Consider the following 26,490-nt stretch of genomic DNA (forward strand, 5'->3'; position numbering starts at 1 on the left):
CTTGCTAAGCTAGCGAATAGATAGACGGATAGAGTTTATCATAATCAGGTCTGTATTGTACATAATCGTGCGTTTTTACGGAATCAATTGCCTTTTTTATATTTCTTTCTACCACTCTAAATCTTTACCCTAATGAAAAACACACACAATTGTGGGCCTTAGCCCTGGCGCTGTTCATCTTGTTAGTACTTCTTAACTTATCGTTTTACCAAGTGAAAAACTGTAAAAAATGAAAAGAATATTAAACATTGTCTCCAGCCCGGGAAAAGAGAATTCTTTTAGCGTCAGATTATCAAATGCTGTAGTGTCCAAATTACAGGCCGCTTATCCCGGCAGTACGGTTCAAACCCGGAATTTAGCCCTAAATCCGTTTCCGCATCTGGAAGAATCGCACATTACCTCCTTTTTTACGCCCGAAGAGTACCGAACCGAAGCCCAAAATACGGCACTTCGCCATTCTGACCAAGCGATTAAAGAAGTAATGGACGCCGATATTATTGTGATAGGAGTACCTATGTACAACTTCGGTATTCCGTCCAACCTAAAGGCGTGGATTGACCATATTGTTAGACAAGGCCAAACGTTTACCTTTACCGAAAAAGGTCCAGAAGGATTGCTAAAAAACAAAAAAGTGTACTTGGCGATTGCGACAGGCGGTATTTATTCGGAAGGCCCGATGAAAACCTACGATTTTACCGAGTCTTACTTGAGAACTATCTTGGCTTTTATTGGAATTACTGACGTTTCGGTTTTTCGTGCCGAAGGTATGGCGGTTCCAGGAATGCAGGACACTGCGCTGCAAAAAGGAATAGAGAGTATCACTGCTTAATCCTCAAATCCATTTTGCTCAAAACACAGGCGACCTGATTTTAGGAGCCTTATAAACCTTCTTCTGCTTGATGGCGGTGCCGATTGTCATAACTCGGTACCGCCTTTTTAACTTCTAATTACAACACCGTAAGCAGAATAACGGGTAATAACTACGGTCAATGGTTTGTTTTTAGTAGTTTGCATCTGATAACCAAAAAAATAGACCATGAATATTGTGACGAGAGTGCTTGCTTTCCTGCTTTTATTGAAAGGCATCCTGTCCTGCAACCCAAGTGCAGAAGAAAAAAAGGAAGAAGCAAAGTCGATGACCACGTTTGTCTATGACTTGACTCAGCCTGCTGAAACCTACGTTTTGCCCAAAGAGCTAAAAGAGATTTCGGGGGTGGCTTTTTATGCAGAAAACCAACTTTTGTGCGTGCAAGATGAAGACGGTGAAGTGTTTGTGTATGATTTGGTACAACAAAAAATTACGGAAAGTCACCGTTTCGGACCCCGCGGCGATTATGAAGGAATTGAGAAAATCGGCGACGAAATCTACGTCTTGCAAAGCAACGGAACCCTTTTTAATTTTAAACTTGGTAACAAAGAAACCCGCGAAATTGAAACTAGCCTGCCCGGAAAAAATGACGTCGAAGGCCTGACGTATGACTTTGGTACCAAACGCCTGTGGTTGGCGGTAAAAGAAGCTTCCAAAAAAGCCGCAAAAGATGATGATAAGGTCATTTTTTCTTTTGACCTGAAGAGCCGAAGGGTGTTTACAGAGCGTGAATTGAAAGCAAAGCAATTTGACCAAGTAGGATTGAAAGGCAAAAACTGGAAGGATTTTAAACCCTCTGACATTGCTTCTCATCCCAAAACGGGAGAACTATATTTGCTCAGTTCGGCGGGGCATCGGTTGGTTATTTTCTCGGCGGGAGGGGTACCACTAAAAAATATTGACCTTGACCCCAAACAATTTCGGCAGCCCGAAGGAATCTGCTTTACCCCCGAAGGAACCCTTTACATATCAAGCGAAGGCGATGGTAAAGATGGGTATATTCTAAAGTTTAATCCATTGAAGGAGGCGGATAATTGAGCGGAATAAGTGCTGGAAAAGATATTTATCAAACCCCCGACGTCGAAAGGTCATTTCTCCGCGTCGGGGGTTTGATTGTTTAAAAAAGCAAGAGATTTATAACTTCTTTTGAAAAAATGCCGCAATGGCTTTGTTGACTTTCACCTGATTGGCGTGCATCATAAAATGGTGGGTATCATCCACAATCACCATTGTTTCGATGGGTACTTTTGTTTCTTCTAAGCGGCGTACCAAGTCGGTACTTTGACTAAAACGCACGTTGCGGTCATCATCGCCGTGGATGAAAAGTACGGGAGAAGTCCACGTATTTATATACGCAATCGGGGACGATTTCCAGGCTACCTCCAAGGCGCGGGTGGCATCGGGAGCGCGTTCGTATTGGTCGGGCATCAGAATGTTGCGGGTGCGCTCGATGGTGCGGTCGTGTACGCCGTGGATGTCGACGCCTACCGCAAATAGCTTAGAGTCGCGTCCCAAGGCCATCGCCGTTAGAAATCCGCCGTACGAGCCTCCGTATATGCCGATGCGTTTGGGATTAATTTGCGGTTGTTTGGCGAGCCATTCACCAGCGACTTTGATGTCGATATATTCGGAAGCACCGTTGGTACCGCCATTTTTAGCATTGTGAAACTCGTAGCCGTAACCAATCCCCAAACGGTAATTGACCGATAAAACTGCGTAACCGAGGCTTGCCAAATACTGATTCATGGCGTAAGCATTGGCGTAATAATCACCATAATTCCACCCCAATAACATCTGCCGAGGTGGTCCGCCGTGAACGTAAACAATGGCGGGCTTTTTGGCGGGTCCTCCTGCTTTTTCAAAGAGTTGGCAATGAACCGTTACGCCGTCTGGCGTTTTGAAGACCACTTGTTTTGGCGTCACCAAATCCGTACTTGGGTAGGTTGTAGGCAAACGGTCGGTAGCCAGGATTTTCATTTCTCCACCGTTGGCAGGCATTACGGAAGGGAGAGGAGGGCGTTGAGCAGTAGCACTGACAAAGGCCATTGTTTTTCCGTCGCCCGTCAAAACGGGGAACCATTCTAGGCCCGTTCCAGGCGTCATTATCTGCATATCTGCGCGGTCTACGGATACTTTAACGACGTGACGGCGGTCAATGTCCAAAGCGTCAGTACCTGCATTGGCGGCAAAGACGAGCGTTTTCCCATCGGCACTGAGTTGAATATGTTCACACATAAAATTGCCGGGTGTAAGCAACAGCGGCGCACCGCCCTGCTCCGCTAACGAATATAAATGCGGCCATCCGTCTTGGTAAGAAAGAAAAACGATACGATTGGCCGCCCAGTGCAAATTGGGGCCTCCGTGGGTGTTGGGCACTGAGCCATTCAATCGTTTAGGCGCGGTCCAAAGGGCTTTTGCTTCTCCCGTACTTACATCGGCCATCATGATTGACCACGGGATATGCTTCCTTACGAGGATAGAATCGGGCTTGCCACCCAGTCCATTGGTACGAATAAAGGCCAATTTCTTTCCATCAGGCGACCAACGCGGGGTGTTGTCACGTTTGTATTGTGGGTCTATCCAAACAATAGGAGTTTGGGCGTCGGTATATACACCGATAAAACTGTGGTCAACGCGATTGGATTGAAATGCCAATCGACTGCCATCGGGCGACCAAACTGGCGTGCCGTTTGTGCCACGGGCCGAAAAGAGCATCGTTGCCGCCGCCGAGCCATCAATAGGAATGGTGTATATTTGCCCTCCTTTGGAGAAAGCTACTTTATCGCTTTTGGGCGAAATAACAGGGCCTTCGCCTTCGCCCAAGAGCTTGGGCTCGCCACCGGCAAATGGTACTGCCCAAATTTGCACTTTGGGAGGGGCAGGACTAAAGGTAGGATTGACGGGGAGTTCATCGCCCCAATTGGAGCCATGGTCGCCGCCGCGTACATAGAGCACCCATTTTCCATCATCTGATAATGCTACACTACTGAGTTCCTGACCATCGTCCTGTAAATAGTTGGTGAGCCGTCGGGCGTTGAAGTCGGGCCCTTCCGCCACGTAAATATTCCGTTTCCCCTCTTCGTTGAATGCCCATGCGATGCGAGAACCCGTGGCTGAGGCGGTCAATTCATTGGGAAAAGGATAGGATTTGACGGCCTCCATTGAAAAACCGTTTTGTGCTCGGGATACAGTGCTGAAAAGACAGTGTAAGAGTGTGAAGATTAGTAGCGTAGGTTTCATAAAGTGAGGGGTTGATGAAACCCAAACTTACTAAAAATCAATCTCATTGAGGAGCTTATTTAGGCCTTTATCTGAAATATTATCCTGTTGCGCTTGGTCGTAATACCATAGAGGTAATCACACAAGCGCCGTCGCTTTTTCGTCCCTTTGCTTTTTATCGCTAGGCACATTTTGTAACAATCTTACCCAAATAGCTATTTCTTGTGCCAGTGAGCTATACATTTGACAAGGAACTGAATGATTTTTTCAAGGGCCGTGGGATGAGATTCCTAAAAATGCTCATCAGACTTGGCATTTTTGGGATAGCCTAATCTTTTCTTGCGGTGGTAGTATTAAAAGAACGGCTTCGTGCTTCTGAAAACTAAAATATTTTAAAAATTAGCCGTAATTTTCGGCCCTACTTTTTACCGAACAAATGAAAACATTTCAAGTCATTTCTCCCGTTGATGGCTCCGTGTATGTGGAGCGCGAATATAGTACTGCAACTCAGATTGAAAGCATTTTGGCGAATGCCAAAGCGGCTCAGAAAATGTGGAAAAACGTTCCGCTACGCGAACGAATTACCATTTGCGAAAGGGCCTTAGATTATTTTTTAACCCATGCCGATGCCATTGGTGAAGAGCTCACATGGCAAATGGGCCGCCCGATTGGGTACACTCCCAACGAAATCCGCCGTGGCTTTCAGGAACGCGCCCGTTACATGATACAAGCCGCCATTGGTGCATTGTCGGATGTGCCCGTTTCAGAAAAAGAAGGTTTTCAGCGTTTTATCCGTCGCGAAGCCCTCGGAACGGTGTTTGTGGTGGCTCCGTGGAACTATCCCTATTTAACATCGGTCAACGTGGTTATTCCTGCATTATTGGCTGGCAATACCGTGATACTCAAACACGCGCAGCAAACGCCGCTTTGTGCTGAGCGCTACGCGGCGGCGTTTAAAGCGGCTGGTTTGCCCGAAGGGGTTTTTCAATATCTCCACACCACCCACGATTACGTGGCCCGAATGATTGCCGATCCTCGCGTAGACTTTGTGGCCTTTACGGGCTCTGTTTCGGGTGGCCATGCGGTGCAGCGGGCGGCCGCGGAGCGTTTTATTGCCACGGGTTTGGAACTGGGCGGAAAAGACCCCGCCTACGTACGCGCAGATGCTCCTCTGGCTTTTGCCGTGGAAAACTTGGTCGATGGGGCCCTCTTCAATTCAGGACAATCTTGCTGCGGTATTGAGCGTATTTATGTTCACGAAAAAGTCTATGATGAATTTGTGGAGGGTGCGGTAGCTCTTGTTAATCAGTATGTTTTGGGGAATCCGTTGGAAGCGGGTGTACATCTTGGGCCAATGGTGCGTACCTCAGCGGCGGAGTTTGTACGCGGTCAAATACGCGAAGCCGTCAGTCAGGGAGCAGATGCATTGATTGACCCGTCGGGCTTTCCATTGAACCAAATCGGAACGCCCTATTTGGCACCGCAATTGTTGGTCAATGTCAATCATTCCATGCGTATCATGAACGAAGAGACCTTTGGGCCAGCCGTCGGAATCATGAAAGTAAGCAGCGACGAAGAAGCTATTCGACTCATGAACGACAGTGACTACGGCCTCACGGCGTCGGTTTGGACGAGTGATGCCGATGCTGCGTTGCACATTGGAAACCAAATTGAAACCGGAACGTGGTTTATGAACCGCTGCGATTACCTCGACCCCGAACTTGCCTGGACGGGCGTGAAAGACTCTGGACGTGGTTGTACTTTATCAGCGTTGGGCTATGAAGCCTTGACCAGACCGAAATCGTTTCATTTGAGAGTGGATGGATATTAAGCTTTTGAGAAAAGCTCATTATAAACGGATATTAAAAACAAAAAAGCCTGCTTTGTTCTGCTGAAAGGGTCTATTGTAAGTGTAAACCCACTTTTTAGATGCTTTCAGCAGGATAAATAAATCAATAATCTGTGACAAAAATAAAAATAGGCCTATTAGAATGTGACCATGTGCGGGATGAATTTCGGCACATTGCGGGCGACTACCGCGACATGTTTCCCGCGTTGTTCATGCCTTTGGCTCCCGAATGGGAATTTGTATTTTATGACGTTGTCAATGGCCATTTTCCAGCGTCCGTTGATGAATGCGACGTGTATCTATGTACGGGCTCTAAATCTTCGGTCTATGACGATGAGCCGTGGATTCGTGACTTAAAAGCGTTTTTTCGTCAGATGTATGCCCAACAAAAAATCTTTTTAGGGGTATGTTTCGGACACCAGATGCTGGCCGAAGCCTTGGGCGGAAAAGTGCAAAAATCGGCGGTGGGTTGGTGTGTAGGAATTCACGAATTTAAAATGTTGGACGGAGAAAGAACCCCTTGGATGAACCCGCCGAAGGAAAGCCTGAATCTGCTGATGATGTGTCAGGACCAAGTGCACCAATTGCCAGCTGATAGCACGATATTAGCCTCGGCAGATGATTGCCCCGTAGCCATGTTTCGCGTAGGAGAGCGGATGTTGGGCGTGCAGGCGCATCCCGAGTTTCCGCTTCTGTACGAAGAGGCCCTCATGCGCTCGCGGGTGGAGCGAATAGGAGCCGAAAAAACGGCCAAAGGACTCGAAAGTTTAACCCAGCCTTTGCACAGTACTTTGATGGGGCAGTGGATGGTGGCGTTTGTAAAGTCTGTTTTGTGATGTCCTTTCAATGATTCAAATGATGATTGCCCAATTTCAGGTAAGTGAGTTAGCGGAGTTTCTTAAATATGGCATTTCGGGATTAAGTGCCATTGCTTTTATCTTGTCGTTTTACCTGTTGAGCCGCGAGAGCAGCCGGGCTAAGCCACGGGCCGAGATGCTGCGCTCTATTCGGATGTTTATGGGGTTGACACTCGTCTTGGGATTGGTTTCGGGCGTAGCCGCCATTCTGAACCCCAAAGCCCCTGCCCCCGAAGCCGCCAAGAAACCCGTCAAAAAAGCATCGTTGGTAAGCAAGATAGTAAAACCTCGTATTGTTTGGACCATTGAGCTGTTTTACGAAGCAGGGGCCAAACCGCTCGCCCAGCAACTCATTGACGAACTGCAAGCCTACAAAGATTATAGCGTCAAAATGACGGCATTGACGGTTTCTCGAAAAAAAGAACTCAAAATCAACCGGAGTCAGATAAGGTACGAACTCGTTGAAAAAGAGGCGGCTAATCAGCTTCAAAAACGTTTGGACAAGATTCTTCCGCAGGATTTCAATCTAAACCTCAAACAAATTACCTCGACCTCTCCCAATTATTTAAGCATCTTTGTGTGCGATTAATGGTTTTGGTACGTTAAAAAACACGCTTGAGATTCTTTCGTACTATAAGAAGTATTTTTAGTAACTAAATTATCAATAATCATAAAACAACGATGAAGAAAACGTTCATAACCCTTTCTTTGCTGGCTTGTGCCGCCGCTGGATTTGCCCAAACCCCTGGTGGTACGCCTCCAGCGGTTTCGCCTATGCCGATGAAGCCCGAAATGACCGAAATCTGGGAACCTGAAGTAGGGGTCGTAACGCCTGGTAAAAATGCGGGAGATCCTCCATCAGACGCTATCGTGCTTTTCAACGGTAAAGATCTTTCGCAGTGGGTTTCTGCCAAAGACGGCGGTCCAGCTCCTTGGAAAATTGTAAATAATGACTACTTGGAAGTAGTTCCTAAAAGTGGCGATATCAAAACCAAAATGAAGTTTGGTGATTGCCAGCTTCACCTCGAATTCAGCGCGCCCGATGTGGTGGAAGGCGCCAGTCAAGGTCGTGGAAACAGTGGGGTGTTTTTTCAGGATCGTTACGAACTCCAAATTTTGGATTCATACCAAAACCGTTCGTACCGCAACGGACAGGCGGGAAGTATCTACAAAGACCACGCACCGCTCGTGAACCCCATGCGTGGGCCGCTTGAGTGGAACGTCTACGATGTAGTATATACCGCGCCTCGCTTCAAAGCAGATGGCCGTATTGATGCACCTGCACGCATCACGGTATTTTTGAATGGGGTACTTGTTCAAAACAACACAACCATCAACGGATTAACGCTTTACATTGGTTTGCACCATTATCCAGAAGCACACGGCGACGACGTGATTCACCTTCAGGATCACAATAACAAAACGCAGTTCCGTAATATCTGGGTGAGAAAACTGTAATTCTAGATTTACCAAGGCAAACAAAAAGGGACGAATATTCGCCCCTTTTTGTTTGTTATGCCCTATTCTGATTTAAAGATATTTTTGTTACAAAAGAGAGCTTTGTAGCCTATCAGTACTTTAAATCTCAAAAGCATAACATCCCTATAAATAGAAACACTGTTTTCGGCACCATCTGCTTGCACCGCTTGACGATTTATTGGATAAAAACTACATAAACCCTGAAATTAATGAGTTTACATCTACGCAGTTTACAAAAAAACACTCGCCTTTGCATAATAGGACTGTTAACTGTTTTTCTCTTTACAAACCCTGCAAGAACACAGGTTTCTTTGAAACAGGAACGACCGCGCATTATTGTCACGGCTGATCCGGAACTCGACGACAATAACTCACTTATTCGGTTTCTGCTCTATAGCAGCGACCTGAATATCGAAGGGCTTATTTATGCCAGCAGTCAATTTCATTGGTCAGGAGATGGAAAGGGAACCAAATGGTTTGTTCCGGGAAGGGAATACAACCGTTTTGGATTAAATCTGTGCCCATGTGAGTCATGGCGTTGGGCTAAAAATGAACGTTTCATTCATGATGTTGTCGAAGCGTATGCAAAAGTATATCCCAATTTAAAAGTGCATAACCCCAATTACCCTGCCCCAAATGTACTTCAGTCAAAAATTCGATTTGGTAACATTGAATTTGACGGTGATATTTCTAAAAATTCACCGGGCTCAGCGTTGATCAAATCATTAATACTGGATGATAAACCCGGCCCTCTCTTTATTACAGCTTGGGGAGGGCAGAGTACAATTGCCCGAGCACTCAAATCCATACAGGAACAATATGAATTCAGTACCGAATGGGAAGCCATTAAAAAGAAGATAGCGCGAAAAGTAGTATTGCTGCCTTCAGGCGACCAAGATGATACATACGCAACATATATCAAACCTAATTGGCCCATGATTGAGTACCGACAATTCAGAGACGGCCCTAATTACGCGTATGGGGCGCAGTTGGGAGCAAAGCCGGAGAATGCTCCGTATTTAACGGCCTCCTGGATGAAAGAAAATGTATTGGATCGCGGGCCATTAGGCGCTTTATACCGCACTTGGGGAGATGGCAAACAGATGGTAAAAGGAGATATTATGGACTATTTTGGCTTGGCAGGCTACACAAATGAAGAATTGAAGAAAATGGGGTATGTAGTATGGATGCCTGTACAGCCCAAAGGGGCGTGGCTGGGAGAAGGTGACAACCACACTTTTATGAATATGACGGGAAATGGATTGCGTGCCTATGAAAGAGGTTTCTACGGTGGCTGGGGTGGCCGTGAGATAGGCAGCGGGAATGGAATGGACTTTTCTTTATCAACATCACAGGACACAAGTGCCAACGCAATGGCAATGTCACTAAGCACCTTAAACAATCAGTTAAATAAAACGGGAAAAAATGCACCCTACCCCAACTTCTTTCCGCAGGCACAGCATGATTTTTCAGCCCGTCTTAAGTGGTCTGTCACCCCTAAATACACTGATGCCAATCATGAACCTACCGTAAAAATAGAAGGACCGTTAACAATATTGGCTTCTGCGGGAGAAAAAATACGAGTGAACGGCGCCGTTTCAGATCCGGATGGGAATGCGGTTTCCATTAACTGGTGGCAGTTTCAGGTGGGAACGTACCCCGGCAAAGTGATGATTTCAACACCCAATTCGGCGCAAACTGAAGTTATAATCCCCAATGATGCAGTAGGCGGACAAACAATTCATCTTATTCTTGAAGCAACGGATAACGGTACGCCATCACTCACCCGGTATCAACGGATGATTATAATGGTCAGAAATAAGTAATTTTTTAACCCTACAACCCTGTTATTTCTTTCAACTTCTCAAAAAAAACCCGTTTGCGCGGTGAGCTGATTTGCCAATTGACGGGCACCGACTGATAGCCCTCATCGAAACCTTCATCTTTCATTCGATAATCAAAAAATCCCCATGAGGCATAGGCGCTCGTAGCGGCTACGAAGTTGTTCATTGGTTTATCAAAGTTGAAGTGGTCGTCTTCGTTGAACACAATCGGCATGGGGCGATAACCCGCAACAGCGCGCGTTTTGTTGACCATATCGACAATCTTGGCGGGGTCGCTGACGCCATTGCCGTGAAGCAGTAAAAAATCCGCTTCGCGTACTACATTTTCTTTCGGAATAGCCCCGCCGCCGTAGCTCGTACTGACCAATAACCGTCGTCCTCTCACCTTTTTGCGCTTCACTCGTTGCATCAGTTCGTGTACGCGCTCAGGTTGCAAAATGGCGTGGTCGTAGCGGATATTGCATTCATTGTTAATCTCAATCAATACATTTTGATAGCCTGCTTCCAACAGCCAATGGGTGGCATTGTCTACTGCTCTGATTACGGCGGCTTCATCTTTCAGGCGTTCATCTTGGCCGAAATAAAAGAAACCTACAATGGCAATCATGCCCAGTTCGTCGGCACGGTCAAGGATTTTTTTGAGCCGATTCCAATAATAGGGATTCCAACTTCCATCCTCGTTAAACGCTGAATTATGCCAAGGTTGGTCTTTGGAATACCCCTGCGGACTGCCTCCCTGAAGGTTGAGCGTAACCGCCAACAGCCCGTGTTGTTTCCAAACGGGCATAGCGGCCAAAAACTCGTTGGTATTGCGGTCGGCGTCCCACTGTTTTGTGTCAGGGTATGCCCACTGCGCGCGGGTGGTGGGGTTGCGGTCGTCAAACGTGGCCTGCACCATACGTGAGTTGGGCAGCAAGCCTTCTATTTTATGACCATTCCAGACGCGCCCCTTAAAAGTAGGTTTGCCATTGATGTAAAACTGTTCTCCAACGATGGAGATTTTTGTGTTTCGTTTGGGAGGTTTGGCCGTAGCTGCCAGCCAAAATATACTAAACAATACAATCACAAACCGTTGGAGAAAAGCCATATTTTTGGGTCAGAGGTTAGTATCTGATTGACCAATAAGGGTTTCGTTGGGCTTTTATACTGTCAAAAATGTGTTTTTTGAGCATCTGGTCGTAGTCGTTGTTTTTGATTTTTTTACCCTTCATTTTGGGTAGAGCCAACTCTTTATCCACGTTTTTTAATTCCACTTTTTGGGCCGCTACAATCACATCGCCGTCGTTTATGTCTAGTTCTAAAATGAGTCCGGGTAAACCAAAATAGCGCTCAGGGCCTGCTGGTACGGGAATATCTTGCGCAAACCACGCCGTAATTTTATGATTTTTGATGGGGTCAAAGGTTTCGGCTTTCATACAAACGTAGCCGGCAACATCCTTGATTTGATTTTGAATACGCCAATTGTAGGTCATCAACGAATCTTCAAGCAGATAAGTTTTGCCTAACATTTCGTGATTTTCAATGAGTTTCTCCTGCTCAAAATTACGATGAATTAGGTAATCACTCTGCCGCCACGAATACCGCCCATCTTCGGTTTGGCCTTGGTCGCTAAAATACGTGTAAATGCTCTGCTTATCGTTGAACGTCAACTTCATTTTGGTCCCTGGGCCATCTTCTTCATTGCCCCACGTCAATTTCATGCGGTCTTTTTCTTCCTTACTCAAAAACGTGAGGCGCGAGTTAACTTTCGTCCAGTAATACTTATACTCGTAAGTCACCATGCCTTCGGTTTGTTGGGCTTTGGCCGAGATAGAAAAACCTAGGCTTATGAGCGCCAGAATGGCAAATCCTGACTGGCGAAGCCGATAGCGAACAGTGGATAGTTTTATATTTTTCATTTTTCGGTTTCTTGTTTTTCGGTTTTAGAAAAATCCGCCTCTGCGTTTGATGTTGGTATTCATGCCGCGCATATTGTACGTAAAGCTCAACATTCCGTAGCGAGCCAAAGTCTGAATACGCTCCTGCGATACGTAGTTTTGGTTGGCAAACTGGCTCACACCCAAGTTGCGGTTGAAGACATCATAGATAGAAAGTCTGATTTCGGCCTTCTTGGCTTTGCCCAAAATTTTATAGATTGAGGTGTTCAGAATCGGGACTTGCTGGTTAAAACCAAAACGCTCGTTTTTGTAAATTTGGTAATTGAGGTTGGAGTTAATGAAGAAATCTTTGGGCAGGCGGATGTTCATCGTACCACCGTAGCTATGGTTGACAATCTGCTGATTTTGACCAGTATTGATAGAGTAGCGCGTATTGCTGACGCTCCAGTTGGCGTTGGCAAAAATCGTAAAATTGTCGCTTGGTGTCAAATCAAGCCGCGTTCCAAAGCGATAACTATCGGTGTTGGTTTGGTTCAATACACCGTTGATGGGCGTGAGGTTTTTGCTGAAACCCGGGTTGAAGTTAATGTTCATCGACGCTTTGGTTTTCTTTATCGGAAACCCGAAGCCGATGTAAGAACCAATGTTTTGGCCACCCGTGATGTTTACAGGTTTGGTCACTGTAATCAACGTGCTGGGGTCAACTTGTTGATTATAAACAACTTGGTTTACATTGTATGAATAATACATGTTAACGTTGACGTTCATAAAACTCGCGGGATTGAACATGTTGTACCCAAAATTGATGTTATGATTTACCGTCGGTAACAAATCGGGATTTCCTTGACGGATAATCAGCGGGTTGCTGTTGTCAATGACGGGTTGTAAATCACGGGTAGAGGGTTGACTCACGCTTACATCATAGCCCGACCACAGATACCGGTTATTTTTGAGGTCATAATTCAACGAAGCGTTGGGTATCCATGTCGTAAACCGACGATTAATGTTGATAAAAGAACCTGGGTTTTGGCCAAGTGCAAATTTGCCGTCAATTTGGAAGCTCTGCACCGCCAATCCGCCCGAGAAATTCAACCCTTTGTAGGAGTACCGAACACTACTTCCTATCCGGGCGTAGTTGTAACTATTTTTATAAAAACTGCTCAAACTATCTACAGGCACTCGGCGACCGCTATCTTTGGCGAGGTCAAATACGTCGCGGTCTACGTTGTCGGAACGGTAGCTGAGATTGACAAAACTTTCCCAGAAAAAGCGTTTGGCAAACGGCTCCACAAACAGCAAGCTAGATTTTAGCTGGCTCACTCTACTGCCAGTGTTGTTGGTTAAATCCAACATACGGCGCAAAACGTCGGTGGGGTCGGTGGCGTTGTAAAATAAGTTGAGTGATTTTTGGTCGGCAATTCCGTCGTTGTTGGTAAAGTTGTACGAAGCACTGGCTGCAAAACTCCGTCCTTTGTTTTTCTTAAATTTCAAGCGGTAAATCAACGTGTTGGCTGTCTCAATTTTATCCACGTTGGTGGCATTATTGATGGTGGTTTCGTTGGATTTGAAGTTGTTGTTCCTAAAAAATTCCTGAAGGCTGTTTAGTCGGGTATCACCTACGTTGTAGCGGCTGTTGTTGGTGAAAATAAAGGTATTGAGTGAGTCAAGGGTTTGTTCATGGCGCAATGCCAGTCGGTGATTGCCAACGAAATTGATTTGACTGCTTTCTTCTTCGGTCTTAAAAGAGCCGTTTTGTAGGAAATTCTCGCGGTTGCGCACTGCATCCAATACCTGCCGGGTAGAGTTGTAATAATAACTGGCGTTGGTCTTGATTTTTTTTGTGTTGTAATTGTAGTTGATACCGCCCGCAATGTTGTTGGAGTAGCCGCGACCGTTTCCGCCGCCAACCGGAATGCTCAGTCCGCCGTCGTCGTCGCCGCCAATAATGATGAAGCGACCGCCGCCGCCACCAAAACCAAAATCGCCATTGTCGTTCCAACTATTGAAAGAACTGCTGCCTCTAAAGTCTTGATAATCATCCCATGACATTCCAGTTTGATTGGTGTTATTGGTTAATCCTATGACCGAAAACTGGTTTTTATCGTCAAACTTATTGTAATTTCCTTTGATTTCGCCACGCGGTCCAGCGTTTCCGTTGCCGTCAGCCCCCAATCCAGCAGTTAGTTTTCCAAAACCTCCTTTCTTAAATCCTTCTTTGAGTTCGAGGTTGACGGTTTTTTCTTGCTTACCATCGTCTACGCCTGTTACTTTGGATTGCTCGGTTTTGTCGTTGAAAATCTGCACTTTGGTGATGGCATCGGCGGGAAGGTTTTGGGTGGCCATTTTAGGATCGCTCCCGAAGAAGCGTTTTCCATCTACGGTTACTTTCTGTACTTGCTGGCCTTGGGCAATGATGTTACCGTTTTGGTCTACCTGCACGCCGGGAAGCTTGCGTAATAAATCTTCAACCGTGGAGCCTGGAGGTACTTTAAACGACGCAGCGTTGTACTCAATCGTATCTCCTTTGATACTCAGTGGTGCGCGGGCCGTCTTGATAACCACTTCAAAGAGCTCTTTGGTAATGGCTTTTAATTTGAGGGTTCCTAAGTCGACGATTTCTTTGTCTCCAAAAACAATGTCTTGTTGGAAAGGAATGTAACCGACGTACGAGATTTTGAGCAGATAATCTCCGCGCTTTACGTTGCGCATGGCAAAAGCACCTTTGTCATTGGTGCGGGTGAAATTAACCAGTGAGGAATCTTTGCGTTGGAGCAGCATCACCGTGGCAGAACCTAGCGGAGTAGATGATGTGTCGGCAGTAATACCCTGAATTTGAAAGCGGTTGGGCGTTTGAGCATACAATACACTCATGCATGGCCACAGTAGGGCCAAAAGGAGAAGTTTACGCATGGCTGTTTAGGTAAAGGTTTAAATTAAGGATGGATGGATGGTGATGGTGTATTTTTCACGGCTACTATTATGGTGTAAACGTACTAAAGATTTAGTTTATTGTCAACAAAATTAAATAATTTATATTTAAGAATGTTGTATATTTTTGAATACTGTAATACAATTACAAACGACTACTTGATTTTGGCAAAAAGGTTACAGCAAGGCATAAAAAAAGAGCCAACTCTTTCGAGAAGGCTCTTTTTTGTATCTTCTTTCCTAATTACTAGAAACGGAAGTGTGAGAACGCCTTGTTGGCTTCAGCCATACGGTGCGTATCATCTTTCTTCTTAACTGAAGCACCTTCACCTTTTGAAGCGGCGATGATTTCAGCAGCCAAACGATCACGCATGGTTTTTTCACCGCGTAAACGAGCGTATTTAATCATCCATTTCATTCCCAACGCAATTTTACGGTCAGGACGAACTTCGGTAGGAACCTGGAAGTTGGCACCACCTACACGGCGGCTTTTTACTTCTACAGCAGGCATTACGTTGTTCAACGCTTTGCGCCAGATTTCAAGACCGCTTTCGCTAAGACGTTTTTCGGCAATTTCCAACGCGCCGTAGAAAATATCATAGGCGGTGCTTTTTTTGCCTTGCAACATCAAGTTGTTTACAAACTTGGTTACCATTACGTCCCTGTATTTAGGGTCAGGTAATAGGTATCTTTTTTTCGGTTTTGCCTTTCTCATTGTACTGAGTTGTTAATGTAGGTTTCGTTTTTCAACTGATTCACCCCGAACGTTTGCCCGAGATTACTACCCTTTTATGCTATTGTACTGTATTACGCAAACAAAAAGGACGAGCGATTAAACGCTCAAATTACTTCTTCTTCTTAGCCGGAGCGCCTTTTCCTGCGGGTGCTGCCTGACCTGGTTTCGGACGTTTTGCTCCGTAAAGCGAGCGGCTTTGCTTACGACCGTTTACACCGGCAGTATCAAGCGCACCACGAACTACGTGATAACGTACCCCTGGAAGGTCTTTTACACGACCACCACGCACCAATACGATTGAGTGCTCTTGGAGGTTGTGTCCTTCGCCTGGGATGTAAGCGTTGACTTCCTTCATGTTTGATAAACGTACACGCGCTACTTTGCGCAAAGCCGAGTTTGGCTTCTTCGGGGTCGTTGTGTATACACGCGTGCATACACCGCGACGTTGTGGGCACGAATCTAAGGCCGGAGACTTAGATTTCCACGTCATTTGTTCACGTCCTTTGCGTACTAACTGTGAAATAGTTGGCATTTTATGCTGGTTTTTTCAAAAATGGTTATACCACCCCAAAAATGGGAGTGCAAAAATAGCGGGTTTTTGCGGGAATGCAAAAATTAAGAGAGAAGTTTTTGAATAATCCGTAGGGGTGGGGCTCGCCTCCGCCCCTTTTAACGGGGCAAATCGCCCTTTTTGATGAAATAAACCACCCTCAGTTTACGTAATAAGCGGATACAGGGCAAAATAAAATCAGGTGTACAAAAATACATTTCCTTCGCTTTAGGCGGCAAAGCGGAGGCGAATTGGAGGCAATGTGGGGGCCAAAGCAACGTGGGCGGAGGCGAGCCCCGCCCCTATGATGCTTGGGATTCTTTTTACATTTTGTATTTATTATTTTTCGGTCTTTCGGTTTAATTGACCTAACAGACTGTTGGCAGATGGAACGCCATTTTTGGGCGGAGGCAAACGGTCCGTCGATGCAGCCCCGCCCTTACGATTATTTGATGCCTTCTTTGGCCAAATCGGCATAGCCGGCACCTTGGAGGTTATAAATTTCTTTAAAACCTGCTTCTTTCAAGATTTTGGAGGCTTTGGCACTGCGGCCGCCGGCGGCGCAATACACAAATACGGGTTTGGATTTGTCCAGCTTCTCGACTTGCTGTTTAAAATCAGCGTCCATGAAATTAACACATTTGGAGGATTCGATTTTTCCAGCGTTCCATTCGTTGGGTGTGCGTACGTCTAGTAATTGTGCCTTGGGCGTTTCCTTGAATTTTTGAACAAAGGCTTTGGTGTCAAGATTTGTTTGGGCAAAAGCGCCGTTAAGAGAACTTACGGCGATCAGCAAAATGAAAGATAAAAGAAACGATTTCATATCAGAATAAAGTTAAAACGATGGTTTTGAAATATTACCTCAAAAATAGTTCTTTAAAAATAATGAAGGCCCCCATCAAGAGAATAAAATAACCAAAAATGGGTTTGAGTTTCTCGCCGCTGATTTTATGGGCTATGGAGCTGCCCGTTAAAATTCCCGTAATGGCGATGGTTGAAAAGTAGACCAAGAAGCGCCAGTCAATGAGCTCATGCAATTGATAGTCGCGCCAAAAACCCATAAAAGAATTGGCCGTAATAATCACCAACGAGGTGCCTACGGCTTTTTTCATGGGGAGATTTGCCATCAGAACCAACGCTGGAATAATGAGAAACCCTCCTCCAGCCCCCAAAAGTCCCGTTATGCATCCTGCCAGCATTCCTTTTATGGACAAAGAAAACAGATTGTAGGAGCTACTTCCTTGTGTCTTATCTTCTTCGGTCGTTTCTGCTTGGTCTCTAACCATGAAAAAAGAAGCAATGAGCATGAGTACCGCGAAGAGGAGCAGTAAAAATAGGGATTTGGTGAGGACAAAATCGCCCAATTGAAAAATAACGGGAGGGATAAGTGGGAGTAGGAAAGACCGAGTCAGATAAACAGCGGTCAGCGAGGGAATGCCGAAAACCAGCGTGGTGGGCCAGTGAATATTTCCCGCACCAGCGCGTACAGTTGCGCCGACCAAACTCGTAATTCCTACAATGAAAAGCGAGTAAGTGGTGGCAATGAGGGTATCAATATAAAATAAGTAAACGAGAATGGGCACGGTGAGAATGGAACCACCACTCCCCACAAGGCCCAGCGACAGTCCCATTAAAAATGCCCCGATGAAGCCTGCGATTTCCATTTTGTAAACGTTGCCCCGAACGATGCACCACAATCTGCGTGTCTTGGGGCCGAACGTTGACTATGTTTCCAAAATTAGAGTAATTTTTCTTCCAAAGCCAGTTTGACGAGTTCGGCTGCGTTGTGTACCTGAAGGCGGCGCATCATGTTGGCGCGGTGATTGTCGACGGTACGAACGCTTAAATCCAGTTGGTCGGCAATTTGGCGACTGCTCATTCCTTCTACCAACAACCGCAATACTTCTCTTTCTTTTTTTGATAAAAGCGTTTTGCGTGACTCGGTTGCTTTTTCAACCTTCTGTACCTGAGACAAATAGCCGCTTACAATCACGCTCGCCACCGATGCGTTGAAGTATTTCTCTCCATTTTTGACGGCATGAAGGGCGGTCAGAATTTCGTCGCGGGTGGCATCTTTGAGCAGATACCCATACGCGCCTGCTTCAACGGACTTAAGGATATAGGCGTCGTCGTTGTGCATTGAGAGAATAATGGGCCGAATATTGGTCCACTGCTTTGTTACTCTTTTAATTAACTCAATACCCGAGATACCAGGCATTGAGATGTCAACGAGGATAATTTGCGGTTTGAGAAGGGGGATTTTTTCGAGGGCTTCTTCGCCGTTGGAGGCTTCGCCGATGACCTCTACTTCGTCGGTGTTTTCTAAAATAGACCTTAGGCCATTTCGAACAATGGTGTGGTCGTCTACGAGCAGTACTTGGATTTTCTTCATCGTTTGTTGATTATAATTGGGGTATTTGTGCAATGACTTCGGTGCCGCGCCCGATGGCTGAGTTGATTTTCAATACACCATCAAGCAAATGTGCTCGTTCGTGAAGATTACGTAGGCCATTGGTGGCAGTTGATTTTTTTCGAGCAGCATTAAAACCCTTGCCATTGTCGGTCACCCGTAGGGTTACTTTTTTGTTGCCGAGCGAAACATCCAAGCTGATTTGTGTTGCTTCTGAGTGTTTTACGGCATTATTAATGGCTTCCTGCGCAATTCGGTAGAGTCCTATCTCAACATTCCTGTCCAGACGTTTTTCTTTCAAATTGGACGTAAAAGTCAGTTGAGCGCTGGTGTTGCGCGCGGTTGAATCCATCAACTGTTTCAGGGCCAAGTCAATCCCAAAATCATTGAGCACGGTTGGCATTAGGTTATGAGAGATGGTTCGGACTTCCTGAATTGTTTGGCTGATAACAGTGCGCAAATCTTGCGCATTGCGGAGGTCTCGCGGGCTCCATTCTTTGGTTTCGCCAAAATTCTCAGCAATGAGTTTTAAGCCCGTAAGCATTTGCCCCACCCCGTCGTGCATTTCTTTGGAGAGGCGTTTGCGCTCTTCTTCCTGTCCCTGCAAAAGCGCCGAAGCCCGAATTTTATGCTCTTTGATTTCTTGCTGGTGGCGGAGTTGGGTGGCTTCCAATAGTTGGGCCTGCGTGTCGCGCAGTTGTTGATACGCTTTTTGGAGTTCCCGGTTAGCAATCATCGTGTTTTCGCGTGCATCCATCAATTGAGCGATTGTTTCGCGTAATTTTCCCACCGCTGGGCGGAAAATAAACAACCCCTCCAACAATAGTATAATCAACGTTAAAGCCATCAGCCATAGTTCAATACGACGAAGGCGAGTGACTTTTTCTTTTGCTTCTTTATCGTACTGGAATACGATTTGATTCATTTTGTGTAAAAAAACCAGTTCGTGCCCAAAAATATTACGAACGGATAAATCAATGCTGGCCGAGTCTCCAGGCTTTTCCATCCACTTCAGTACCGCATGGGCATTTTGTTGAATAGCCCTGAAATGAGGTTCTATATCCACAAACATTGCTCTTACGGTGTCACTATTAACGTACGTGGCCGAAATATCCCGTAAGTTACCCGTTTGGAGTTGATCTTGGTGGTCTTCCCAATCGGCCAATACCCGTTTAAACTCTTTCAATTGGGTGCTTTGGTCGGCCAAATCAGGACGTTGGGTGAGGAGCAGGGCGGTTTTGGCAATCAGCTGACTTTGAAAGCGCTGCCGCCCTGCAAAATTGACCAGCCAAGAGTCATTCAGGCCGTCTTTAAGGGTGTTTTGGACCAAGATTTGCCCCAATATCGTTAAAAAAGCAACTAACGATAAAGCCGTGATATACAATCGGGTGAACCGTTTGGGAATACGTATGGGCATAATTCATGGTTTTAGACGCCAATAAAAACGAACCCGTCTTCTACTTTGACGGGGTACACATTGATGCAATAGTCTTCGCCTTGCAGGTTGAGACCTGTTTCGAGCGAAAAGGTTTTTTTATGAAATGGGCACGCTACTTTAGGATGTCCCTGTTGGTCGCCAAGCATCCCTCGGCTCAAAATCATCTGATGCTTATGAGGACATTCGTTGTCGGTGGCATACCATTTGTCCAATTGTTTGAAATGGAACACCGCAATTTGCCGGTCATTGTATTTTACACAGGCTCCGCCATTTTCGGGAAATGCTGATATCGGGGCCGCTTTAAACCAAGTTGTATGTTGAGTTGTCATGAGAATTGTCGAAATAAATGATGATTAGATACGTTCTTTTACCAGTCCGACGGACGTTTTTGGCCTCTCATTTCTATAAATTCAAGGGTTGGGTCCGCTTCTTCCGAATTGACAAAGTGGGTAAAACGCGCCCGTATTTCAGGGGTTTCAACGGCCACTCGCCATTCGTCATGGTACGTTTCAATCAGATATTCCATTTCTTTTTCCAGCTCCGCACAAATCCCCAGACTGTCGTTGATAATCACGTCGCGTAGGTACTCCAGCCCGCCTTCTAGTTTGTTAAACCACGTGGCGGTGCGTTGAAGTGGCTCGGCGGTTTTGATATAAAACATCAAGAACCGGTCGATGTACTTGATGCAGGTGTCGTCGTCGAGGTCGCTTGCAAAAAGCACCGCGTGTTGGGGCTTGATGCCCCCGTTGCCACAGAGGTACAGGTTCCAGCCTTTTTCGGTCGCAATAATCCCGAAGTCTTTGCTTTGCGCTTCGGCGCATTCTCGGGTACAACCCGACACCGCACTCTTAAGCTTGTGGGGCGCACGAATTCCTTTGTAACGATTCTCGATTCTGACCGCATACCCTACGGCGTCTTGCACGCCAAAACGGCACCACGTATTGCCGACGCAGCTTTTTACGGTGCGCAGGGCTTTGCCGTAGGCGTGCCCACTTTCGAAGCCTACGTCAATCAGTTCTTCCCAAATAAAAGGAAGTTGCTCTACGCGTGCGCCAAATAAATCAACCCGCTGACCACCAGTAATTTTGCAGTAAAGGTCGTATTTTTTGGCAACGGTTCCGAGTGCAATCAATTGATCAGCAGTGATTTCGCCACCAGGTACGCGCGGTACGACCGAATACGTGCCGCCGCGCTGAATGTTGGCTAAGTACCGGTCGTTGGTATCCTGAATAACGGCTTGTTTGGCAATCACGTCATTATAAATACTCGCCAGCATGGAAGCCACTGCGGGTTTACAAACTTCGCAGCCGCAGCCCTTACCGTGTTTTTTTAGCACTTCATCAAAGGTACGCGTGCCCGACATTTTGATGAGGTGATACATTTCCTGACGTGAGTAGTCAAAATGTTCACACAGTACTTTTTTGACCGTTTTGCCTTGTTTTTTGAGGGTTTCGGTCAATAAATCCGATAGCATCGGCACGCAGCCTCCGCAACCCGTACCTGCCTTGGTACATTTTTTAATGGCCGCCACGTCTCCCAGATTCTGCCCTTCAATGGCTTCGCAAATGGTGCCTTTCGTAATGTTTTCGCAGGAACAAATGCTTGCGTCGTCGGGTAAGGAAGCCACCCCCATGCCTGCACCAGCGCTTTCGCCTTTGCGGACGGGCATGACCAGGTCTTCTGGGTTGGGCGGTAAAATCAGTTGATTTTTGACCATTTGAAGCAGCATATTATAATTGTCTGCTTCGCCCACCAGAATTCCACCCAAGAGGTGTTTTCCGTCGGTGGTTACGTTGAGGCGTTTGTAAATACCTTTGAGTTTATCTTCTACCACGATGGTGTCGTGGGGCGTATGCTCGCAGAAAGGCTCCCCGAAACTGGCGACGTCGACCCCAATCAATTTAAGTTTGGTCGACATATCAAAGGCGTTAAAGGATTTCACATCTCCTTTTTTGGCAATAGACAGCGTGAGGTTATTGGCTACTACTTCGGCCATTTCGTAGCCTGGCGCAACCAATCCATAAATCATTCCTTTATGCAAAGCACATTCACCGATGGCATAAATATCGGAATCGGTGGTTTGTAGTTCGTCATTGACCATGATTCCACCCCGGGGGCCAACGCCCAGGCCAGCTTGTTTGGCCAGTTCGTCGCGGGGGCGAATCCCCGCCGAAACCACTACCATGTCTACCTCCAACGAGGTATTATCCACAAAAGCAAGCCCTTTTACGTTGGATTCGCCTTCAAAATGAGCCGTATTTTTATTAAGGTGAATTTGAATCCCCAAGGCTTCCATTTTACGTTTGAGCATTCCCGCCCCAGCGGCGTCCAATTGCCGTGGCATGAGGCGCGGAGCAAACTCAATAACGTGGGTTTCGAGGCCGAGGTCGAGGGTGGCTTTGGCGGCTTCTAACCCCAAAAGTCCGCCTCCGATTACTGCGGCCCGACCAGCCCCCTGCGCATAACTTATGATGGCATCCAAATCTTCGATGGTACGATAGACAAAGACACCTTCTTTTTCTACGCCGGGTACGGGGGGGACAAACGCCGAAGAGCCCGTAGCGAGAATGAGTTTGTCGTACTCAATTTTTCGCCCAGTGTGGGTCATGACGTAATGCGCTTCGGGGTGGATGTGCAATACGCACTCGCCAGTGAGGAGTTGAATGCCGTTTTCGGCATACCAACTTGCGGGTGCCATTGTAAGCTCGTCGACCGACGTGCCTGAGAAATAAGCGGAAAGATGAACCCGATCGTACGCCGGCCGAGGTTCTTCGCCGATTACCGTGATAGAAAACGAGCCGCCACCCGCTTTATTCAGCAACTTTTCGCAGAACTTATAGCCTACCATTCCGTTGCCTACTACCACTACCTTTTGAGGTTGTGCCATGAAAATGTTGTTTTGAGAATCCCTAAGTACTCTTTGTTATTTACTGCTTTTTATTAAAATAGTTAAATTAATACTTGTTTTATCTTAAAACTGAGAATTGTTGTTTTTGCAAAAAAGAATAATAAAATAGATATTATTGAATGTTGTTTTTGCAAAAATAGTAGTGTTGTTTAAATTATTACTTAAAAATAATACTTAATTTCTCAAAATTCACTATTTTTGATTAAATATTTTTCAAAATAGCTACTTAGCAAAATAATATTTCAATAAAGTATTTATAAAGTACAAAAAGCGTTTGTGTAAGCATTAAAAGTAGGTCCAGAAAATACTGAGTAGACAAAGGGTGGCGGCCCTGCTTCTGGACGGATTCATTTTTTAAAAACGGGATTAACGATGAAACCAAAATTAACACTCGTGGGAGCAGGTCCGGGAGACCCTGAGCTCCTCACTCTCAAAGGACTTAAGGCCATTCAATCGGCAGATGTGGTATTGTACGATGCCCTGGTTTCTACCGAACTTCTCATGTACGCGCCAGCCCATGCCCGTATCGTATTTGTTGGCAAGCGTCGCGGGCGTTGTGAATTTGTCCAGCAGGATTTGAATCAGCTCATTGTGGATTACGCCCTCAACTACGGCCACGTGGTCAGACTCAAAGGCGGCGACTCGTTTGTGTTTGGACGCGGCTATGAAGAGATTGCTTTTGCCCAAGATTTCGGTATTGAAACAACCGTTGTGCCGGGTATTTCAAGTAGTATTGCTGTCCCTGCCTTGGCGGGAATTCCGCTGACGTGCCGTGGGGTGAGCGAAAGTTTTTGGGTATTGACCGGAACCACAAAAAATCATACACTTTCTAAAGATGTGGCCAAAGCGGCGCAAAGCTCCGCTACCTTGGTGATTTTGATGGGAATGCAGCATTTAGCACAAATCGTGGCTGAACTTGCCGGGGCTGGCAAAGGTGATACGCCCGTAGCCATCATCCAAAACGGCAGTACGCCCGAAGAAAAAATAGGGTTGGGTACGGTTGATACCATCGTTGAAGTTGTTGAAAAAGAGGCATTGGCCAATCCCGCGATTATCGTTATCGGCGAAGTAGTACGCCTGCACCCCTCTTATGAAAAAGGTAGAATAGAGGTGCTTTCGGCTTTGGGTTACTAAAAACTCCTCTGTATGAAACGCCTTTTATTATTGCTTACTACCTCCGTAGTTTGTCAGCTTTCGTATGCCCAAGCGGCGCCTGAACTTTGTCAAGGTGCGTATTTTACCGAGCCTCAGGGAAAAGATTTTTTGGGGCAGCACGTTCCTGCGTCCAAACAGGAATGGGAAACCAGAGCGCAACAAATCAGGAATCGTATTTTGGAAGGCAGCGAATTACAAAAAATGCCTCCGCGTCCTGCCTCAAAGCCGATTATTCATAGTCGGAGAGAAATGGATGGATACACCATTGAAAATGTGGCATTTGAGAGCGTAGAGGGGTATTATGTAACGGGTAATCTCTATAAACCACTGAACCAAAAAGGCCCTTTTGCGGCGGTCTTGTGTCCGCACGGGCATACTGCAAAGCCAGATGCACGTTTTTTGGAGCCGATGCAGTTTAGGTGCGCCAATCTGGCCCGCATGGGCGCGGTGGTGTTTGCTTACGATATGATTGGGTACAGCGATTCGCAACTGAGTACGCACAAAATCCCCAAAGCCTTTAAACTTCAGAGCATCAACAGCATCCGAGCGTTAGATTTTTTATTGTCACAACCCAACATTGATAAAAACAGGGTAGGGGTAACGGGAGAATCGGGTGGTGGAACGCAGACTTTTATGCTCACGGCCTTGGACCCTCGTATCAAAGTTTCGGTGCCAGTGGTGATGGTATCGGCGCATTTTTTCGGCGGCTGTGTGTGTGAAAGCGGAATGCCCGTTCATAAAAAAGGAAACTTTCAAACCAATAACGTAGAAATTGCGGCATTGGCGGCCCCGCGCCCCATGTTGTTGGTTTCGGACGGTGCCGACTGGACTAAAAATAATCCAGAGGTGGAATATCCACATTTGCAAAAAATCTACGGATTATATGACAAAGAAAATTTGGTTGAAAATGTACACCTGCCCAACGAAAAGCACGACTACGGCCCTTCAAAACGCGCGGCGGCCTATCGTTTTTTAGCCAAACATCTAAAATTGGACATCTCGAAAGTAACCAAAGCCGACGGTAGCATTGATGAAAGCCATGCCAAGCTGCTCGACCGCAAAGACCTAGAAGTGTTTAATGATGCCCATCCGCGTCCTGCCAATGCCGTGGCTAGTGAAGAGGCGGTGATGGCGCTGTTGAAATAACGGTATATTAAGGTGTCAGACGGTTTTAAACCGTCCGACACCGCGATTTTCTTATAAACTATTCAGTGCTTGGCTCAAATCTTCAATCAGATAGTCAACTTCTTCCAGACCTATATAAAGCCGTACCAGACGGTGTTCTGGGTTTGTCGCATTAAATTCTTCGGGGTGTAGGCCCGCGCATTTGGGCATAATGAGTGATTCGTGTCCTCCCCAACTTACCGCTAATAGGAAGTGTTTCAGAGTTTTAGCAAATTTCTCAATTTGGTCATATCGCTCCACTTTGAGCGCAATGGTCACCAACCCGCAAGCACCTGTCATTTGTTTTTTTGCCAATTCATACTGCGGAAAATCAGGGTCGAACGGAAAATAAACGCGCTCAATGGCGGGGTGATTTTTTAAAAAAGCGACCACTTTTTGGGTGCTTTCCGAAATATGTTTCAGCCGAATGGGCAACGTCCGTAAGCCTCTTAATAGCAACCAACCGTTAAAAGGAGATACAAAAGCCCCCGTATTGAGGGCTTCACGGTCAAAAATCTGCTTTATCATGGCTTTACTGCCCGTCAAAACACCCGCCACGGTATCCGAATGCCCGCCGATGTATTTGGTAGCCGATTGCAGGGATAAATCAATGCCAAAGCGGTGCGGTTTTTGGAACAATGGCGAACAGTAACTATTGTCAATGATGGTAACAATGCCCCGCGATTTTGCCAATCGAGCCACCGCTTCCAAATCTTGCAGGTCAAAGGTCAGGGTATTGGGTGATTCCAAATAAATCACTTTGGTGTTGGGTTGCAGGGCAGCTTCAAAATTTACAATCAGTGTACCGTCAACGTAAGTGGTCGAAACATTGTACCGGGGCAGAATGTTGTCAAACAATTTCCACGCCCAAGTATAGGGTTTATGAACGCTTACAATGTGGTCGCCGGCCTGAACATTGGACATCACCGCGCAAAAAATGGCCGACGCGCCGCTGTTTAGCACCAAACAATCTTCGGCTTCGTCCAAGGCGGCTAATTTTTGGCGTAAGATATCGACCGTTGGGTTCACGCCCCGAGAATATAGGTAGGCCGACATTTCATCTTCAAAGGCCGCACGCAGAGAAGCAAAATCATTAAAAACGAAATTGCTGGTTTGGACAATTGGCGGGCTGACGGCGTTGAAGTACTGCTCGCGGTCTTCGGCAAGCTCGTTGATAATATGAGAATAGTGCATGTAAAGAGAATTTA

The 26,490-nt window shown here is 46.2% G+C and carries 22 protein-coding genes; 9 read left to right on the plus strand and 13 right to left on the minus strand.

All coding sequences use genetic code 11. The features are described from left to right. Positions 1 to 229 precede the first annotated feature (229 nt). Entirely contained in the window at positions 230 to 829 is a 600-nt protein-coding gene (locus DVG78_RS05640; protein ID WP_114460096.1) for an FMN-dependent NADH-azoreductase, read from the plus strand. A 207-nt stretch (positions 830 to 1,036) separates the two neighbouring features. Beyond that, on the plus strand, positions 1,037 to 1,906 hold the full coding sequence (locus tag DVG78_RS05645; RefSeq protein ID WP_229598141.1) for an SdiA-regulated domain-containing protein: 870 nt from the start codon (positions 1,037 to 1,039) through the stop codon (positions 1,904 to 1,906). A gap of 96 nt (positions 1,907 to 2,002) precedes the next feature. Here DVG78_RS05645 and DVG78_RS05650 read toward each other — a convergent pair whose 3' ends face one another. Continuing rightward, entirely contained in the window at positions 2,003 to 4,108 is a 2,106-nt protein-coding gene (locus tag DVG78_RS05650) for a S9 family peptidase (RefSeq protein ID WP_114460097.1), read from the minus strand. A 415-nt stretch (positions 4,109 to 4,523) separates the two neighbouring features. Between DVG78_RS05650 and DVG78_RS05655 the strand changes: the two genes are divergently transcribed. From DVG78_RS05655 to DVG78_RS05675, 5 genes are all read left to right on the plus strand, one after another. Next, complete coding sequence (locus DVG78_RS05655) at positions 4,524 to 5,918, plus strand: aldehyde dehydrogenase family protein (protein WP_114460098.1); 1,395 nt, start codon at positions 4,524 to 4,526, stop codon at positions 5,916 to 5,918. A gap of 131 nt (positions 5,919 to 6,049) precedes the next feature. Next, positions 6,050 to 6,772 carry a glutamine amidotransferase-related protein gene (locus tag DVG78_RS05660; RefSeq protein WP_229598143.1) on the plus strand — a complete coding sequence of 241 codons (723 nt, stop codon included), beginning with the start codon at positions 6,050 to 6,052 and terminating at the stop codon, positions 6,770 to 6,772. A 19-nt stretch (positions 6,773 to 6,791) separates the two neighbouring features. Continuing rightward, a complete protein-coding gene (locus tag DVG78_RS05665) occupies positions 6,792 to 7,382 on the plus strand; it encodes a hypothetical protein (protein ID WP_147277002.1) in 591 nt (196 codons plus the stop codon). A gap of 92 nt (positions 7,383 to 7,474) precedes the next feature. Further along, positions 7,475 to 8,251, plus strand: a complete 777-nt coding sequence (locus DVG78_RS05670) for a 3-keto-disaccharide hydrolase (RefSeq protein WP_114460100.1) — start codon at positions 7,475 to 7,477, stop codon at positions 8,249 to 8,251. 332 nt (positions 8,252 to 8,583) lie between these two features. After that, positions 8,584 to 10,098, plus strand: a complete 1,515-nt coding sequence (locus DVG78_RS05675) for a DUF1593 domain-containing protein (protein ID WP_229598144.1) — start codon at positions 8,584 to 8,586, stop codon at positions 10,096 to 10,098. Between the two features lie 10 nt (positions 10,099 to 10,108). Here DVG78_RS05675 and DVG78_RS05680 read toward each other — a convergent pair whose 3' ends face one another. The 11 genes from DVG78_RS05680 to nirB form a co-directional block, all read right to left on the minus strand. Next, entirely contained in the window at positions 10,109 to 11,203 is a 1,095-nt protein-coding gene (locus DVG78_RS05680; RefSeq protein WP_114460102.1) for a hypothetical protein, read from the minus strand. A 16-nt stretch (positions 11,204 to 11,219) separates the two neighbouring features. After that, positions 11,220 to 12,014 (minus strand): GLPGLI family protein, encoded by a 795-nt coding sequence (locus DVG78_RS05685; RefSeq protein WP_114460103.1) that lies wholly within the window; start codon positions 12,012 to 12,014, stop codon positions 11,220 to 11,222. A 24-nt stretch (positions 12,015 to 12,038) separates the two neighbouring features. Beyond that, positions 12,039 to 14,903 carry a TonB-dependent receptor domain-containing protein gene (locus DVG78_RS05690; protein WP_114460104.1) on the minus strand — a complete coding sequence of 955 codons (2,865 nt, stop codon included), beginning with the start codon at positions 14,901 to 14,903 and terminating at the stop codon, positions 12,039 to 12,041. 265 nt (positions 14,904 to 15,168) lie between these two features. Further along, positions 15,169 to 15,636: a 30S ribosomal protein S7 gene (gene rpsG, locus DVG78_RS05695; RefSeq protein WP_114068789.1), complete on the minus strand. Its 468-nt coding sequence runs from the start codon at positions 15,634 to 15,636 to the stop codon at positions 15,169 to 15,171. Between the two features lie 130 nt (positions 15,637 to 15,766). Continuing rightward, entirely contained in the window at positions 15,767 to 16,189 is a 423-nt protein-coding gene (gene rpsL / locus DVG78_RS05700) for a 30S ribosomal protein S12 (RefSeq protein WP_114460105.1), read from the minus strand. A gap of 463 nt (positions 16,190 to 16,652) precedes the next feature. Next, complete coding sequence (locus tag DVG78_RS05705; protein ID WP_114460106.1) at positions 16,653 to 17,030, minus strand: rhodanese-like domain-containing protein; 378 nt, start codon at positions 17,028 to 17,030, stop codon at positions 16,653 to 16,655. A 34-nt stretch (positions 17,031 to 17,064) separates the two neighbouring features. Next, positions 17,065 to 17,871: a sulfite exporter TauE/SafE family protein gene (locus DVG78_RS05710; RefSeq protein ID WP_114460107.1), complete on the minus strand. Its 807-nt coding sequence runs from the start codon at positions 17,869 to 17,871 to the stop codon at positions 17,065 to 17,067. A 74-nt stretch (positions 17,872 to 17,945) separates the two neighbouring features. Next, a complete protein-coding gene (locus DVG78_RS05715; RefSeq protein ID WP_199563204.1) occupies positions 17,946 to 18,599 on the minus strand; it encodes a response regulator in 654 nt (217 codons plus the stop codon). A 10-nt stretch (positions 18,600 to 18,609) separates the two neighbouring features. Continuing rightward, positions 18,610 to 20,034 (minus strand): ATP-binding protein, encoded by a 1,425-nt coding sequence (locus DVG78_RS05720; RefSeq protein ID WP_114460108.1) that lies wholly within the window; start codon positions 20,032 to 20,034, stop codon positions 18,610 to 18,612. Positions 20,035 to 20,045: 11 nt separating this feature from the next. Then, a complete protein-coding gene (gene nirD, locus DVG78_RS05725; protein WP_114460109.1) occupies positions 20,046 to 20,384 on the minus strand; it encodes a nitrite reductase small subunit NirD in 339 nt (112 codons plus the stop codon). 38 nt (positions 20,385 to 20,422) lie between these two features. Next, positions 20,423 to 22,942, minus strand: coding sequence for a nitrite reductase large subunit NirB (gene nirB / locus DVG78_RS05730; protein WP_114460110.1), 2,520 nt, complete (start codon positions 22,940 to 22,942; stop codon positions 20,423 to 20,425). Between the two features lie 393 nt (positions 22,943 to 23,335). On the opposite strand from nirB, the gene cobA reads away from it, so the two are divergent. Together cobA and DVG78_RS05740 are read left to right on the plus strand one after the other, a co-directional pair. Further along, positions 23,336 to 24,097, plus strand: coding sequence for a uroporphyrinogen-III C-methyltransferase (cobA, locus tag DVG78_RS05735; protein WP_114460111.1), 762 nt, complete (start codon positions 23,336 to 23,338; stop codon positions 24,095 to 24,097). Between the two features lie 12 nt (positions 24,098 to 24,109). After that, a complete protein-coding gene (locus DVG78_RS05740) occupies positions 24,110 to 25,264 on the plus strand; it encodes an alpha/beta hydrolase family protein (protein ID WP_114460112.1) in 1,155 nt (384 codons plus the stop codon). Between the two features lie 51 nt (positions 25,265 to 25,315). On the opposite strand, the gene DVG78_RS05745 is transcribed toward DVG78_RS05740, so the two are convergent. Next, the gene (locus DVG78_RS05745) at positions 25,316 to 26,476 is read right to left on the minus strand and encodes a trans-sulfuration enzyme family protein (RefSeq protein WP_114460113.1); all 1,161 of its coding nucleotides are present in this window, start codon (positions 26,474 to 26,476) and stop codon (positions 25,316 to 25,318) included. Positions 26,477 to 26,490: the final 14 nt, after the last annotated feature.

The organism is Runella aurantiaca, assembly GCF_003339505.1.
Taxonomy (GTDB): domain Bacteria; phylum Bacteroidota; class Bacteroidia; order Cytophagales; family Spirosomataceae; genus Runella; species Runella aurantiaca.

Coding starts and splice junctions, on each gene's coding strand:
- DVG78_RS05740 (WP_114460112.1), top strand. CDS start 24,110: ATGAAACGCCTTTTATTATTGCTTACTACCTCCGTAGTTTGTCAGCTT.
- DVG78_RS05715 (WP_199563204.1), bottom strand. CDS start 18,599: ATGAAGAAAATCCAAGTACTGCTCGTAGACGACCACACCATTGTTCGA.
- DVG78_RS05645 (WP_229598141.1), top strand. CDS start 1,037: ATGAATATTGTGACGAGAGTGCTTGCTTTCCTGCTTTTATTGAAAGGC.
- DVG78_RS05685 (WP_114460103.1), bottom strand. CDS start 12,014: ATGAAAAATATAAAACTATCCACTGTTCGCTATCGGCTTCGCCAGTCA.
- DVG78_RS05670 (WP_114460100.1), top strand. CDS start 7,475: ATGAAGAAAACGTTCATAACCCTTTCTTTGCTGGCTTGTGCCGCCGCT.
- DVG78_RS05680 (WP_114460102.1), bottom strand. CDS start 11,203: ATGGCTTTTCTCCAACGGTTTGTGATTGTATTGTTTAGTATATTTTGG.
- DVG78_RS05745 (WP_114460113.1), bottom strand. CDS start 26,476: ATGCACTATTCTCATATTATCAACGAGCTTGCCGAAGACCGCGAGCAG.
- nirD (WP_114460109.1), bottom strand. CDS start 20,384: ATGACAACTCAACATACAACTTGGTTTAAAGCGGCCCCGATATCAGCA.
- cobA (WP_114460111.1), top strand. CDS start 23,336: ATGAAACCAAAATTAACACTCGTGGGAGCAGGTCCGGGAGACCCTGAG.
- DVG78_RS05655 (WP_114460098.1), top strand. CDS start 4,524: ATGAAAACATTTCAAGTCATTTCTCCCGTTGATGGCTCCGTGTATGTG.
- DVG78_RS05705 (WP_114460106.1), bottom strand. CDS start 17,030: ATGAAATCGTTTCTTTTATCTTTCATTTTGCTGATCGCCGTAAGTTCT.
- DVG78_RS05650 (WP_114460097.1), bottom strand. CDS start 4,108: ATGAAACCTACGCTACTAATCTTCACACTCTTACACTGTCTTTTCAGC.
- rpsL (WP_114460105.1), bottom strand. CDS start 16,189: ATGCCAACTATTTCACAGTTAGTACGCAAAGGACGTGAACAAATGACG.
- DVG78_RS05690 (WP_114460104.1), bottom strand. CDS start 14,903: ATGCGTAAACTTCTCCTTTTGGCCCTACTGTGGCCATGCATGAGTGTA.
- rpsG (WP_114068789.1), bottom strand. CDS start 15,636: ATGAGAAAGGCAAAACCGAAAAAAAGATACCTATTACCTGACCCTAAA.
- DVG78_RS05720 (WP_114460108.1), bottom strand. CDS start 20,034: ATGCCCATACGTATTCCCAAACGGTTCACCCGATTGTATATCACGGCT.
- nirB (WP_114460110.1), bottom strand. CDS start 22,942: ATGGCACAACCTCAAAAGGTAGTGGTAGTAGGCAACGGAATGGTAGGC.
- DVG78_RS05665 (WP_147277002.1), top strand. CDS start 6,792: ATGATGATTGCCCAATTTCAGGTAAGTGAGTTAGCGGAGTTTCTTAAA.
- DVG78_RS05640 (WP_114460096.1), top strand. CDS start 230: ATGAAAAGAATATTAAACATTGTCTCCAGCCCGGGAAAAGAGAATTCT.
- DVG78_RS05710 (WP_114460107.1), bottom strand. CDS start 17,871: ATGGAAATCGCAGGCTTCATCGGGGCATTTTTAATGGGACTGTCGCTG.